This window comes from Chryseobacterium sp. IT-36CA2 (genome assembly GCF_949767875.1).
Lineage (GTDB): Bacteria > Bacteroidota > Bacteroidia > Flavobacteriales > Weeksellaceae > Chryseobacterium.
In genome coordinates, this window is the sequence record NZ_CATKPG010000022.1 from 319,902 (window position 1) to 335,612 (window position 15,711).

General features: G+C 35.9%; 10 protein-coding genes and 1 tRNA gene. All 11 read left to right on the plus strand.

The window, feature by feature from the left end; genetic code table 11:
• Positions 1 to 27: 27 nt before the first annotated feature.
• The 11 genes from ACM6F9_RS16285 (at position 28) to ACM6F9_RS16335 (ending at position 15,583) form a co-directional block, all read left to right on the plus strand.
• Positions 28 to 1,794, plus strand: coding sequence for a S41 family peptidase (locus ACM6F9_RS16285; protein ID WP_414846681.1), 1,767 nt, complete (start codon positions 28 to 30; stop codon positions 1,792 to 1,794).
• 572 nt (positions 1,795 to 2,366) lie between these two features.
• On the plus strand, positions 2,367 to 4,529 hold the full coding sequence (locus ACM6F9_RS16290; RefSeq protein ID WP_414846682.1) for a type VI secretion system Vgr family protein: 2,163 nt from the start codon (positions 2,367 to 2,369) through the stop codon (positions 4,527 to 4,529).
• A 6-nt stretch (positions 4,530 to 4,535) separates the two neighbouring features.
• Complete coding sequence (locus ACM6F9_RS16295; protein ID WP_414846683.1) at positions 4,536 to 5,795, plus strand: tetratricopeptide repeat protein; 1,260 nt, start codon at positions 4,536 to 4,538, stop codon at positions 5,793 to 5,795.
• Positions 5,796 to 5,813: 18 nt separating this feature from the next.
• Positions 5,814 to 10,625, plus strand: a complete 4,812-nt coding sequence (locus ACM6F9_RS16300; RefSeq protein ID WP_414846684.1) for an RHS repeat-associated core domain-containing protein — start codon at positions 5,814 to 5,816, stop codon at positions 10,623 to 10,625.
• 23 nt (positions 10,626 to 10,648) lie between these two features.
• Positions 10,649 to 11,557 carry a hypothetical protein gene (locus ACM6F9_RS16305; RefSeq protein ID WP_414846685.1) on the plus strand — a complete coding sequence of 303 codons (909 nt, stop codon included), beginning with the start codon at positions 10,649 to 10,651 and terminating at the stop codon, positions 11,555 to 11,557.
• A gap of 93 nt (positions 11,558 to 11,650) precedes the next feature.
• The gene (locus ACM6F9_RS16310; protein ID WP_414846686.1) at positions 11,651 to 12,139 is read left to right on the plus strand and encodes a hypothetical protein; all 489 of its coding nucleotides are present in this window, start codon (positions 11,651 to 11,653) and stop codon (positions 12,137 to 12,139) included.
• Between the two features lie 78 nt (positions 12,140 to 12,217).
• Entirely contained in the window at positions 12,218 to 12,712 is a 495-nt protein-coding gene (locus ACM6F9_RS16315; protein WP_414846687.1) for a hypothetical protein, read from the plus strand.
• 213 nt (positions 12,713 to 12,925) lie between these two features.
• A tRNA-Ser gene (locus tag ACM6F9_RS16320) sits at positions 12,926 to 13,010 on the plus strand.
• A 249-nt stretch (positions 13,011 to 13,259) separates the two neighbouring features.
• On the plus strand, positions 13,260 to 14,363 hold the full coding sequence (locus ACM6F9_RS16325) for a site-specific integrase (RefSeq protein WP_414846688.1): 1,104 nt from the start codon (positions 13,260 to 13,262) through the stop codon (positions 14,361 to 14,363).
• Between the two features lie 306 nt (positions 14,364 to 14,669).
• Positions 14,670 to 15,272, plus strand: a complete 603-nt coding sequence (locus tag ACM6F9_RS16330) for a serine hydrolase domain-containing protein (RefSeq protein ID WP_414846689.1) — start codon at positions 14,670 to 14,672, stop codon at positions 15,270 to 15,272.
• 11 nt (positions 15,273 to 15,283) lie between these two features.
• Positions 15,284 to 15,583 (plus strand): hypothetical protein, encoded by a 300-nt coding sequence (locus tag ACM6F9_RS16335; RefSeq protein ID WP_414846690.1) that lies wholly within the window; start codon positions 15,284 to 15,286, stop codon positions 15,581 to 15,583.
• Positions 15,584 to 15,711: the final 128 nt, after the last annotated feature.

Below are 15,711 nucleotides of genomic sequence, written 5' to 3' on the forward strand. Positions count from 1 at the left end.
GTATATTAGCCCATTCAAAAAATAATAATGACCAGACCTTTCATCATTCCTCTTTTACTGCTTTTAAACAGTGCATATGCACAGATTCATTCAGACCTGAAACCGGGAGATACTTTAAAATATGCTCCCTTATCTCATAAACCTTCATGGATTTCAATACATTCCGAAAATGCCAATTTAGGAATAGCATTATTCATGGATGGAAAAAAAATAAAAGAACAGGATGATTCTAGAGGGATAAAAAGTGTTGAACGCTTGTATTTTACCCCGGAAAAAGGAAAAAAATATGAACTCAAAGTGTGGGCTAAGTCTTATGTGGAGAAAAGCAAAACGGCAAAAGTTTCCATTATGGAATCTAAAAATGTGGCAGTTTTGGACGGCCAGTTCACTCCTGACCAGTTTGTGGAAGACCTTAGAACATTTCGTTCTATAAGAGAAAAAGCAAATTCAGGATTGTATGTATACAGAACCAAAGAACAGATAGATAGTATCTACCAGAAGGCAGAAGCAGACGCCCGAAACAGCAAAAATATTTTCGACTTTTATAAAGTAATAGCGAATGTTACCGGATTTGAAGGGAGCTGTCATAATTACACTGATTTACCTAATCACGCTTCTTATTATCTCACCCAAAAACCGGAATACTTACCCATAACACTGAAGAATATTGACGGTCGTCTGCTTCAGGATTCTAAAGATGTGGCACTACCTTTAGGTGCTGAAATCCTTTCTATCAACGGAGTTCCTGCCAAAGAAATGATCAGCCGTTTTTCAAAATATTATTTTTCTGACGGATATTCCATGCCTTACAAAGAAACAACAGGCTTTGAAAGAGGGATGCTTGACAAATTTTATATAGAATTCGGAACCCACAAAAACTATGTCATCAGCTATCAGTGGAATGGAAATGTAAAAGAAGTTTCATTGCCCGGAATATCATTGGGAAATTTTAAAAAGCTTCAGGATTCCAGACACTCATTAACTTTTGACAAAAAGCTACTCTCAGAAAAATATAGTTTTACCAAAGAAGCACAAGGACTGTACCGCTTATCTGTGAGAGGTTTTGATTTTGCAACCGGAAAAGAAGATCCGGCCTACAAAAAATTCAGTGCTTTTCTTGATCAGATGATGGATACCCTGGAACGAGAAAAAATAGAAAACCTTATCATAGATCTCAGAGGAAATACCGGAGGAACAGGAGCCCTGTATGAAAAAGTATTCTCTTACCTTACCCAAAGACCTTTCCGTGACAGCCATTATGCTTATACTAAGTTTAATGAAGTTCCCATGGAAGAAAAACTGGTAATAACTTCACTTTTCCTTTCTAACGGAGTAAAAGATAAACATGGATTGAATGCTTATCTGAAACAGCTTTATCCTAAAGATGTTCAGGGGAAATATTATTGGGCGGATGATAAAAACCCTTCCATTATGCCTAACGAAAGAACTTTTAAAGGGCAGCTCTACCTGCTGGTAGATCAACGCGTGGCTTCTGCCGCTTCACACTTAGCTTCATTGATTAAATCTTATACCAATGCAATAGTAATCGGAAAAGAAACAGTAGGAGGTTATTACGAACATAACGGTCACTTGCCGTTGGTTTATGAACTTCCCAATACAGGTATTCAGACAGGATTTTCTATTGTTCATGTGATTCAGGATGCTCAAAATCTTCCGGACCAGAAAAGGGGGCAGGGTATTATGCCTCATAATAAAGTTAAGGAGACCGATCAGGAATTTCTGGATCAGACAGATGTTTATCTTAAAACAGTTTTAGAGCTTAAAAAGCAGTAAAAAGAATTTCATTTATTGAATCATTACATATAAAACCAGCTGTAAACTCATTATCTGCAGCTGGTTTTTTTGTTGTTAAAAAATAGAGTATTTTTATATTATATCTATTTTCGGTGACAAATTTGTTATTTTTATTTATTAAAAAATGTTAAATATCATTCTGATAAATAGATGTTTAGTTGTTTTTTTTTATCATTTGTTTTGGAATTATTAATGAAAAGTCGTAGAACTACTACAAATTTTCAGATTGGCTTCTGAAAATTTTTTGAATAGAAATTACCGTTCTATCTTTGTAATACCACCAATCTAATGACAAAAAAATTAATAATGATTAAAACTTTCATCTCATAACGATAAATAGAGGAGAAATCCCGGAATTCAACAGGGAGTAAAGGAGATACAATATCTGTTTTACCTTTTTACCATTACTATAATATACCCTGTTTTTGATCTCATTATCTGCATTTTATTTCTCGGAATAGAATCCGGATAACGAAAATGTATCTGATGTATTTCAGATAAATTTTTAGTCTTTAAAAACTTGACACCCAATCAATCAAAATATTACAATTATGTTTCAGGACGATCATTCACCCAAAATGCCTGTTTCCAAAGATAAAATCCCAGCTGCCAATAATATAAAAGAAACGCTGAAAGATCAGGCGGTAAGCAAAGCTGCCAAGGAAGTACAGGAAAAATCGAGCGGAACCGTTAAAAAAGCAACAGAAAAAATGGTTCAGGCTCAAGCCTATACAGGAATGGTTCAGAACGGCTCTCAGATGTTTATGAATCAGGTTAAACAGCCTAATCCACCCACATTGGTAGAAGATAAAGTATGGTCCAAACAGCCTACTTCCGGAATTTACAATGCCAATACCATCCCCGGCAATCAGGTAGCGGGAATCAACCGTGTGGTAAAACTTGAAATTGTGATTGACGGAAAGGTGATCAAGCATTTCAAGCATTTTCAGTTAAAACAAAGTGCTGTAAAACATCATGAATTTGATCTGATGCTGGCTCACGATATTTTAGGAAGCTCAGAAAATCATAATCTGGAGGAAGCTCAAAACTTTCTGGGAAAAAGAATTACTGTAATTTTCAAATATAAAGACGTTGAAGATGGCCCGGAAAGAAACTTTGTAGGTGTAATTACTGAAGTAGGTTTTAGCCAGGAAAAAGGGAGTCTGGGAAATATTGTTCTTACAGGATCAAGCCCAACGGTACTTTTGGATGCGGCTCCTCATATTCAGAGTTTTGGCGGAGCACAGGAAATCAGTCTGAATAGTATCGCAGATCAGGTAATTAAAGAAGGTTTAGGACAAAACTCCTTTGATTTCAGAGTAGATGCAGCTCACGGAAATGTTTCCTACAGCTCACAATATGAAGAAACCCATTACAACTATCTGGCAAGAATGGCAGAAGCCTATGGAGAACAGTTTTATTATGATGGTGAAGTGCTTCATTTCGGGAAATTGCCACCTCAGGAAAAACCAGTAAAACTGACTTACGGAAGCAGCGTAAGCGATGTAAAGATAAAAATGAAAGCCCAGCACGTGAATCCATCATTTTATGGCTATAACAGCAGTAAAAATGAGAAATTAACCACTGGGAATTCAAAAATAAATCATACTTCGGATATTGCTAAAAGGGCTTATGAAATTTCAGAGAAAACTTTTACCACTCCTTCATTAAGAGTGGCTCCGATAAAAGCAACGTCTTTTATGGATGTGGAAAATTCCCAGAAAGGAACAGCCGGAAGCAAAGCCTCAGAAGTATTTGTTATTTCGGGGATTACAACAGTACCTTTCCTGTATCCGGGCTGTATCGCTGATATCGAAATGAGAAAAGCAGAAAGCAGTGAAACCACGTATTTCACAAAACTGATGATTGTAGATATGCAGCATGAAGTAGATGCAAGAGGGTATTATACAGGAACTTTTGAAGCAATTGCTTCTGACACAGGATTTATTCCACGCCCGGAGTTTCAAACTCCAAAAGCAGATGCACAATTTGCCAAAGTAATTTCCAATACAGATCCTTTAAACCAGGGAAGAGTGAAAGTTCAGTTTGACTGGCAAAATGGTTCTACTACTACAGAATATATCAGAGTAATGACTCCAGATGGCGGTGGAAGCGAAAAAGTAAGTAAAAATCGTGGATTCATGGCCATTCCGGAAGAGGGAGATCAGGTTGTGGTCAATTTTGCCCATCAGCATCCTGACCGCCCGTTTGTGATGGGAGGAATGTTTCACGGTGGAGTTGGCGGCGGAGGCGGCGCTGGAAATAATATTAAAAGTTTAAGCAGTAAAAGCGGCCATACCATGAGTCTTGATGATGGAGGCGGAATTACGGTAAAAGATAAAGATCAAAACTCTGTATTTCTGGATGGAGCTGGAAATATAACCATAGATAGTAAGATTTCTATTACTCTGAATTGCGGAAGCAGTTCCCTTTATATGGATAAAGATGGGAATATTCAGATCAAAGGAAAAGAAATATTTGTACAGGGAATTAATATCGGAGTTGGGGGAACATCGAGTATTGGAGTGGGTGTAGGGCCTGAAGACGGTGATCCTACTTCAGGAATCGGAATCAAATCAGATACTTTGGATATTGGAACCAAAACCCTTTCCATGAGAGGAGATACTGAAGCCAATCTTAGTAGTGGAGGAAAAATAAATGTAGGAGGCGGAAGTGAAACAAATATTGTAAGTGGAACTGTAAAACTGAATTAAAAGCAGATGAATCCAGTAGATTTGGAGTTGGTAAAATTAAAGAGACAATGGCAGAAAGTCGTTTCAAAGAACAAAGAAAAACCTATGCTGATCTGTACAGGAGAAAAACACGAAACGGATCTTTTTGACGGATTTATCAAATCCAGACTTTCAGAAGATGAAGAAAGCGACGATGTTTTTTTACTCCACTATCAAGAATTTAACGGTATGAATTCTTACGGGCAGACCTTATTGGATGAATGGACCGAGTTCTACGAAATGCTGAAAAAAAGCGAAGAAAATGTTCCTCAATGGGAGTTGAAGAATCCGGAAGAAAAATTTAAAACAGATGCTTATAAAGCCTTTTATCCTCTGCTGGAATTAAAGAAAAACTTCCCGAATATTCAGCACTCCAGGATCTATCTCTATATTGCCCCACTTAGAATCAGTGATAAAGAAGAGCTGGCTCTATGGGTGAAAGAATGGTGCAGAATCTGTGAAACATTGGAAAATAAAGATATTAAACTGGTATGGGCAGAGCATCACACCTACAGAACGTTATCACAAATTCCTTCAGCACATAGTTTCAGGGTAGAAGTGGATATTCATCAGCTGATGCAGAATACGGCGGCACATACCAACCGGAAGAAGAACAGCCCTGATACTGATTTTCAGCAGCAGATTCTTGTAGCGAGTAACCATTTAAGTAAAGAAAGATTCAAAGAAGCAGAACATGCCCTGAAAACAGCAGTGAAACTGGCCAAAGAGCAAAAGAACAAACAGGGAGAAATCTCAGCTTATTTTATGCTTACACAGGCTTATACTGCAGACAGAAAAAAAGATCGTGCAGAAGATACTTACAGAACGATATTAGAAGAAGTAGAGCCGGATTCACCTTTGGAAGTTCAGATGTTGATGAATTATGGAAGTCATCTGTTAGGAAACTCCAAAAAATCCAAAGCAGAAAAAACATTTGAAAAAGCTGCAGAAACAGCACAGAAAGTAGGAGAGTATGCGATGGCTATTGAATGTTACAGAATCATCGCAACACTGAATGATACTGTTTTGACAAAAGATAAAATGATAAGGTATTTTGAAAAGTGCCTTGATATCGCAAAACTAATGGAGCCTTCAACCAGAGAACAAAGCAGTCTGCGGTTCGTAGCCTCAATGCTGATTCTGAAATACGAAGGCGATCAGGATAAAAAAACAAAACTGGACAATGAAATGAAGACTTATTTTGGTGATGACTGGAAGGTGAGTGTGGAAAGACCAAAAGCTGGGTAATCTCAAATTAAAAGAATCATGGCAGATCTGAATAAAAAAACAGTAAAACCCATAAAGGTTGAAAAACCGAATATGAATCCGGACCGCTCGCTGAAAGTGAATGCAGACGTTACCTCGGTAAGTTGGGACAAAACCACACAAGGCTGGAAAAACGGGATGAAAAATAATATTGATTCCCTGAATCCGGTTTCCATGGCTAAATCCATTGCAGGTGGAGACAGCGCTCAGCCAGCAAAAAATAGTGGCGGAGGTGGAGGAGATAGTGCTGTAACAGCAGAAAAAGCAGCTCCGGAAAGTAAAGTAAAGTTGATCAAAGTCAATACACCGGCAATGCCTTCCACTGCCATTCAGCATACGAGTAAACATTTTGATATTGTGCTGGCGATTGATATCCACTGGACGTTGATTCCGCCGCCGCCATCATTTATGCTGATTCCACTGCCATTGCCACATCCTTTTATCGGAATTGTTTTTGACATCATGGATTATATTACCATCACCATTCCGATTCCACAGTTTGCAAGAAATCTGATGCCGTCACTGCCGGAAAGTATTCCGATGGGAGGCTCAATATACGTTCACGGAAGACATAAAGCAACCACTACGACGAGTGTCATGGGAGTGGTAATTCCGTTCAGACATGTCACCTCATTGATTCCGGTATATCTCATTCCTTTTCCTCAGGAAGCTCCTCACGAAGGAGAAGTATATTACGGCTCTCAAACCGTTTTGGCGCAGGGAAGTAAAATGAGCGGAAACCAGCCACAGCAGGTACTTACCTGTATGGGGTTTCCTTTTGGGATGACCATGCTGCCTGCCATGCCGAACAAACCAAAGAAAAACCCACTGGCGTACTTCGCCTTCTATAATAACTTTTCAAGCATGTATATCCAGATCAATACAGGTGGGCCTGTATTGGTGGGAGGAGCTTTCGTTCCCCATGTTTATACTCCCGGAGAAATGCTGATGCGTCTTGCCGGGATGTTTTTAATGAGAAGCCTGACCAAGAAAATAGGAAAACTGGGAGCTAATGGTTTAAAAAAGCTGAACAACAGTGTTCTCAAAAAAGCTCCTTTCAATAAGTTTAAATTTGCCAATGCCTTATCCAAAAAATTATGTCATTACGGCCTTGAACCTGTGAATTTTGCAACCGGTGCCATGGTTTTCGAATGGGAAGATTTTATTATTAAGGGCAGTACACCTTTAACTTGGAGAAATATCTGGCACAGCGACCGGCCTTATGATTTTGGTCCTTTAGGAAACGGTATCTTTAATAATCATGATCTATTTATTCTACCCGAAGAAAACAATAAGTTTGCCGGATGGATGCATCCGGACGAAAATATAGCAATGCTGATTCCTGCACCTGAGATCGGAGAAGAAATGACCTATTTCAGAGATCAAAAGATATGGCAGTACAGACCCAATAGCAGTATTTGGGTTGTCCGTAAAGGAACTGATATCTATACTTATAAACGTTTCCATCATATTTCGGAAGGGGTTATTTATAAGGTAACCCGCATTGAATATGGTGACGGAACAATCAGGGAATATGAGTATGAAGCCCGGAACATTGTACTGAAAAGTATAAAAGATGTCAAAAGTGGGTGCAGTATAGAAACTGTGATCCATCCTGAATATAAAAAAGTAACAGAAGTTTATTATTGTTATAAAAAGCAGAGAGATCTGCAGGTTAAGTATGATTATGACGAGCGTGGTAATCTTACTCATGTATGGGATATTCATAAAAAGGCCATTGTATTTGATTATGATGGAAAAAACCATGTTGTGAGAAGAACTAACCGGAACGGAATGAGTTATCAGTGGGAATATGACAAAAACGGAAGAGTTGTTCATACCAAAGGTACGGATGGATATATGGAAGGAAAACTTCATTACCATGATGAAGAAGGCTTTACAGAAGTTATCTACCCAAAGCAAAACAATAAAACAGAGGAATATCATTACGATGAAAACTTTCTGGTTTACAAAAAAATAGATGGAGAGGGTGGAGAAACATGGTACGATTTTACAGCGCACAACGAACTAAAGATGATGGGAACGCCTGAAGGACGTGTTCAGGGGTATACCTATGATGAAATGGGAAATATTAAAATTTTCCATACCCCTGATGGAGAAGAATACCATTATCAGTACAATGAATTCGGACAGGTAATTGCCCGTTTTTCCCCTGCAGGAGCTTCGGAAACATGGAGCTATGATGAAGAGGGAAAACTGATCAGCTATACCGATCCTGCCGAAGAAAGTGTATACTATGAATATGCAGACGGTGACAGAGTTCCTGAAAGCAGTAGCAGAGAAGAGATTGTTACCTATTATAAATATAACCAGAGAGGCCAGCTTACTCAACTCATCAATACTGCCGGAGCCGGACAGTACTGGAAATATGATGAGTATGGAAGGTTGTTGGTGTTCAGCCCGAGTCCTTTGAACAGAACCCTCTGGAATAGGGATAAAATGGGAAGAGTGGTTGAAGTGAACGAGCAGGGGCAATTCCCGTTAAAACTTCGTTACGATGCCTATGATCTCCCGGTGTATGCCACCGACGGGCATGCAGAATGGCTCATGAGCTATACGCCGATGGGAAGACTCAAACGTCAGGTCCGCAGGAATGCTATTTCCCATAAAAAAGAAGAAACGTTAGTTTTTGGGTATGATGCTTATGAGAATCTGATGAGCATTATCAATGAAAAAGGAGAAGTTTACCGGTTTGAAAGAAACTATAATGACGAAGTCACTGGGGAGATAGGTTTTGACGGCCAGAAAAAGTTCTTTATAAGAGATAAAGACGGAATGGTCACCCAAACCAGGCTTCCTCACGGAAAAGATATTTTTTATGAATATGATCTGGGCGGAAGATTAACACAAACCCATTATCCCGACGGAGCCTGGGAAGCCTATCAGTATGACCCCTCAGGATTATTGGTTAAAGCAGATAATGAAAACAGCAGTGTAGCTTTTCAGAGAAATAAATTAGGTCAGATCACCAGTGAAAAACAGGGTGAGCATACGATTCAATATGAATATGACACTCAGGCAAATATGATCGGTTTGAAAAGTAGCTTAGGAGCCGAAGTAGACTATTCTTATAATGATCTGGGACAGCTTAAAACAGTAACTGCTGCTACTCCGGAAGTGCATGTACCCTGGCAGATGAATCTTGAGATCAGTAGGAACGGACAGATGCAGTCCCGTGAAATGACCGGCGGGGTAGAAAGCACTTTTGAATTTGACCATATCGGAATGCCGGTAAGTCAGAAAGTAATAGTGAATAAAACCAATACTACCTTCCATAAAGATTACGACTGGGGAGCCGGAAGCCGATTGCTGCATACGCTGGACAGGGTGACGGGCGGAAGAACAAGATTTGATTACGATGCTTTTGGAAGCCTTGTTGCTGCAGAATATTCGAACGGAGAGGTACAGTACAAAAATCCGGATGCTACGGGATGCTTATATGAAAGTGCCCGGCAGACTGACCGCGTCTACGACAAAGGAGGAAAGCTGATGCGCGATAAAAACTGGTTTTACCATTACGATGAAGAAGGAAATTTATTGTTAAAAAGTAAACGGCCAATCAACAATGCCAAGCCCGAGCATAAAGAAGAACAAGAGAATACACATCCTTATTATAAAACCATTGCTTCAGATTGGCTGAACGGCCCGAAACTGCCGGATGGAGATGATTTACCCAATGTAACCGAAGACTCTCCAACAGAAATCCAAAACCCGGAATGGTCCCCAGGAGACTGGGCGTATTCCTGGAATGCTAATGGAATGCTGGCCAAAGTAAAACGTCCCGACGGAAAAGATGTAAGCTTTGAGTATGATGCCCTCGGAAGAAGAACCTCAAAAATTGGCCTAAAGAAAATAACTCGTTATATTTGGGATGGTAATGTTCTTCTGCATGAATGGAGCTATGATGTTGAAGAAGTTCCTGTAACGGTTGTAGATGATGACGGAAATGTCATTGTGGGAAAAGAACCTGTGGAGAATGTGGTGACCTGGGTGTATGAAATGGGAAGTCATGTGCCAAGTGCTAAATTAATCAACGAGGAAAAATTTAGTATAATTAATGACTACATTGGCAGGCCAATACAATCGTATAATGCAGATGGAACTTTAATTTGGAGTACAGAATATACTATATTTGGACAAGTTAAAAAATTAAAAGGAGATAGCAGTTTTATACCTTTTAGGCAATTAGGTCAATACGAAGATCAGGAATTAGATGGTCTTTATTATAACCGGTTCCGATATTATGACAGCGGACAGGGCAATTATATTTCTAAGGATCCAATAAGTTTGAATGGAGGAAATCCTACATTATATGGATATGTGTGGGATAGTTTAAGTCAATATGATCTTTATGGACTTGAGACCTTTGTACAAAGATTAGGTAATTTTGGAGAGGACAAAGTAATAACAGGCTTAAAGGAAAGTGGCAAATATGTTGACGGGGGTGTTTTCCACGTACAAAATGCATCCAATCATGGAATTGATATTGTAGGATTAAGACATGATGGTAAATTTGATGTGTTTGAAGTAAAAACCAATATTACCGGGAATGTAGGAAAACTTTCTGACAGGCAAGCAAATCCTTCGGCATTTATAAATGATGTATTGAGTGATCAGAAGGCAGGTACTGGAACTTATGGCATATCACCACAAATGGCAGAAAGAATTCGAACCAATATAGGTGATAAATTTTTAGTTGATGTTTATGTGGGAAGAGGTGAAAAAGGAAAATGGTTTGTTGAGAAAACAATGCTGTCTAATTGGGATGAAATAGGAAAATTATATCAATAATCAGATAAAATTTATAGTTATATATGAATTACAAAAAATATTTAGATACTCAAATTAAAAAAATAGAATCAAATCTTAACAGCAGAACAAAAAATAATGATTTTGAGTTTTTTTATAACTGCATCAATGATTTTATTGAAAATGATAAAGAAGAATTTATTCAAGCTTTTACTGAATTCGGGATGCCGTTTGAGAATAAATACTATATCCCAGGTATCCTTCAAAAAATATTCTATGTAAGATCAGAAATTAAGATCGTTGAGTTTAGTAAAAAATATGATAATGAGAGTTTTATAAAATTACTTGATGCTTATTATTGGCTTAATATGGCTTTTATGAAAGGATATAAGGATAGTCAGGAGTTAAAAGGAGAATTTTTTCAGGACACGGTATTTGCTTCTCTCCTTGCATATTGCTTCTATCCGCAGGCATTAGAAGGTACATTAGATTATTTATATGCGGAATATTATGAATTACTGAAAAATGAAAGCGAAAGGATTGCTCCTGGAAAAAGGAAATACGATAAATACTATGGTTATGCTGATATTTTTCAATTGCTGCAATCATTGATTTCGAATGATTATAATAATTCTTTTAAAGAAATGCTTACTGTCTCAGCTGATAAATCCTATGAATTTATCATTAATAATTACTTAAGTGAAGACCCAAATGTTGTGAATGAAGTATTAGAGAAAATGGCCGCATTTCATATTAATAACAAAGGAGAATCCTACTTAGATACTTTTAACCATGATTGCTGGAAAATTTTTCCATTGGAGATGATAAGTATTTTAATTGCTAGAAGAAAAAAAGGATTATCAAATGAAGGAATCAGTCATCTATTAATTTCGCATTTCCTGCCATTTATTTTTGAAGTTGAAGCTCTTCCAGATGATGAATTGACCAAAAGATTAGAGAGTAAAATAATCTGATTTTTTATCGTACTAATTGATGATGTGTTTCTTAAATCAAAGGAGATTAGAAATAGGAAAAGTAATAACATATCATTAAAATTAAAATAAATTATGGGTTTATTTTTGAAAATTACTTCCGAATCCCAAGGAGCAGAAACGGTTGAAAAAGCTATTATTAACAACAAAGTGATAAATTACATTCTTGATGGATTAAATGATTATTATTGGCAAGACCAAATAGCACCAAAATTAAGAACATTAAACGCCCAATATAGTCACATTACACTCGGTACTATTCTAAGGCTTTTTCTTCTTAAAAATATAGAAATTGGTAATTTAAAATCATTCTCCAGATATATAAAAAAAGATGATAAACTTGTGATAGATCAAATGCTTATTGCCAACAAATATGAATCTTTAACTGAGGATGAAACCAGAAAAGCAATTTGTGATGATGTTTTCGGTTATTTTGAAGAAGTTATCCTAAAAAACAAAACTAAATTTCAGGATTTTGATGCAGTAGCATTTATTCCATTGCTTAAGGAGAGATTTGAAGAAATTAAAGAGCAAAAAATTGTTAATGATAGAAAAACAACTTAAAGGTATATAGAAATTTTTGGAAGAGAGTCTCCATATCTTCTTTCATCTAAAACTTAATCCAAATCCAATCCAAATAATATGAAGAAAATATTCTCAGAACTTAAAGGTTTTGTGGTATTTAGCCCACAGCTTTTAGCAAAATATCTGGAAGAAAATCATCTTCAGGATAATAATATTTTAAAATATTTCGTAGAAAACGAACATGGGGATGAAATTACAAAATCAGGAATTGCTATTCCAATAATAGGTGTAGAAGAAGATTACTATGCATTTCGGGTTTCTGTGAATGATGAAAAGATTTTGAATGATGATGAGGTAGAAGTGGAATCGAGAGGCTGGGTATTTCAGACCACTAATAATGAAGTGAAAATTGTAGGCATCGGTTATTTAAAAGATATTGCCTCTATTAATAATGAAAACTGTATCACATTTTCTTTGGAAAACGGATGGTATTCCTTAAAAATACGAGGAGGAACTAAAAATGAAGAAAGATTATTTGAACTGAATATGCAAAAACAGGATATGCATCCGGCTTTTAGCGGAGATGTCAGTACAGAATATTACTATGGATAAAATATTTGTAAAAAATAATATTGAAGAGAATATTGCCTATTTTAGGGTAAGTGGCTGATGTTGAGTTTTTAATATTCCTATTTTGAAAGTTTGAAAAAATTGAGTTTTCTTTAAAATTACGGAAATGTAAATTTTATTGAAAAAATATTTTGTCAGTAATAAAAAACTTTCTATATTTGCACCACTGAAAACAACGGTACTACCGGGGTTAAAGGAGAGTTGGCAGAGTGGTCGATTGCGGCAGTCTTGAAAACTGTTGACTGTAACAGGTCCGGGGGTTCGAATCCCTCACTCTCCGCAACTATTCAAACAAAATAGTGCAAAATGCTGTAAAATAGATGTTTTACAGCATTTTTTGTTTTATGTCGGTTCTAAAAAGAGCTAAATAATCACAATCTGAAAGTGACCTATTCGGTGACCTAATCAAAAGGTAAGAGACAGGTCACTGAAAAGTTAGAAAACTGCATGTTCATTGGTTTGTTCAGAAATTGAACATCTTGTGACATGTTTATGATCAGATTAATTTGGAATTATTAAAGCCGATATTATGAACAAGACATTCAATTTGCTTTTTTATATCAAAAAAGCTAAAATCAACGCTAAGGGAGAAGCCCCCATCTACATGAGAATTACTATTGACGGTAAAATTTCGGAGATCAGTACAAAGCGTATCGTGCAGCCTTTGAAATGGAATTCCCTGGCTCAAAGTGTAAAGGGATCTTCAGAAGAATCCAAATCTCTCAACTTTTACCTTAAAACATTTGAGCAGAAAGTTTATGATACGTATTATGAATTGATACGGGAAAAAGAGATAATTAGCTGTGAAATTCTTAAAAACAAGCTCTTGGGAAGAGATCAGAAGAATCGAATGCTGATTCCTATTTTTCAGGATCATAATGACAGGATAGAAAAGTTAATTGGAAAAGAGTTTGCAAAAGGAACTTTAACCCGTTATAAAACCTGCCTGAGCCATACTAAAGAGTTTATACGCTGGAAATATAAAATTTCGGATATTGATATTCAAAAAATTGACTATGCTTTTCTTAATGATTTTGAACTGTTCCTGCGAACAGAAAGACTATGCAATAACAATTCAGCAATAAAATATATCAGGAATTTCGGAAAGGTTATTAGGATTTGTATTGCTAATGGATGGATTCAAAAAGATCCGTTTGTAAACTATCACTCTAAAATTAAGGAAATAACAAGAGTCTTTCTTAATGAATCTGAGATGTCAGCTATTTCTTCTAAAAATTTCAATAATGAGAGGTTATCAGTGGTAAGGGATATTTTTTTGTTCAGCTGCTTTACCGGATTAGCTTATATTGACACCAAAAAATTAACTGCTCAAAATATAGGTATAGGACTTGACGGAAGTAAATGGATCTATACGAATAGAGAGAAAACAAAAACGACTTCAAATATTCCTTTACTTGCACAAGCTGAAAGCATTATTGAAAAATATAAAGATCATCCTGCTTGTATCAACAATGACAGACTGCTTCCTGTTCTCAGCAATCAAAAAATGAATGCCTATTTAAAAGAAATTGCTGATTTATGTGGTATTAATAAAGAATTGACGTATCATATAGCCCGCATACCTTTGCCACTACAGTTACCCTGTCAAACGGAGTTTCTATTGAGAGTGTGAGTAAAATGCTTGGTCATAAAAACATGAGAACGACCCAGCATTACGCAAAAATTTTGGATAGCAAAGTAAGTGAGGATATGCTTTCTTTAAGACAAAAATTTATTGATAAAATTGTATAAATGTTTTAATTTGACTTAGCATAACTTGAGTTCTGGATAAGAAAACAGTAACGTTTCTCAGGAAATAAAGTTTAATTAGGTTTGAAATAATAATACTTAAAATATTTTTATCAAACTTTATCAAAAGATTTTATTTTTTGATAAAATACATTATCTATAAATTTAAGTTTGGAAAACACATTTAAGAATGAGGAATTTTTTACTTTTCATTTTAAGCTCTATTTGTATATCTAGTCAAAGTAATTTGCTCGGGAAAGAAAATACTATTACTAAAAATAAACTTGAACGTTTTTTAAAACAAAATGATATTCCTGGAATGTCGGTCTCTATTTTGTATAACGGGAATATTATTTTATCGGAAGGTTTTGGATATTCAGATATTGATAATAAAATTAGGGTTAATCCCTCACTTACAAAATTTCGAATAGCTAGCATCTCTAAAATAATTACAGCTCTTGTATTAATGAAATTAAATGAACTAGATTCAATAAATATTTATAACACACCTTCATTTTATTTAGATAGTATTCCTCGTGAAAAATATAATTTTACAATCAGACAATTAGCAGGTCACTTATCTGGACTACAAAGAAATCCCTCCGGCGAAAGATGGGATCAACTTAATGATTATACTGAACAAAAATTCTATAATAGTTTAAAAAAAGATGAGTTAGACTTTGAACCAGGCACTCAATTTCAGTATAGCAACTACGGATATAAATTATTAGGGTTATTAATTGAAAAAAGTGCAAAAAAACAATTACTCATTGTCAAGAAGATTATGTTATAAACAAAATTGGAATGAAAAATACAATTCCAGACTATAATTTTAATAAACCAGAAATTTCTAATTTTTATGTAAATAAAGATGGAACTGTTCAAAAGTCTTCTTATATGGACTGCAAATTTAAATACGCTCAAGGCTGTCACCTTTCTACCTCGGAAGATTTAGTTAAGCTAGGGAACTTTTTTTTTAAGCATAATTTGATTTTTAATTCTTATAGGCCAGTTCAAATTATGACAAAACAACAAACATTAAATTCAGGTAGTAGAACAGGTTATGGTATTTACTGGCATTATGTCTACTGTAGATTTTTATAATAATTATTTTATAGGGCATAATGGATTAGAAAATGGAGCCAGAGCAATCCTCAGAGTTTATCCCAAATATAATTTAGTTATTTCCATACTAATCAATAGCCAAGAACCAAAACTTGAAGATTTAACCG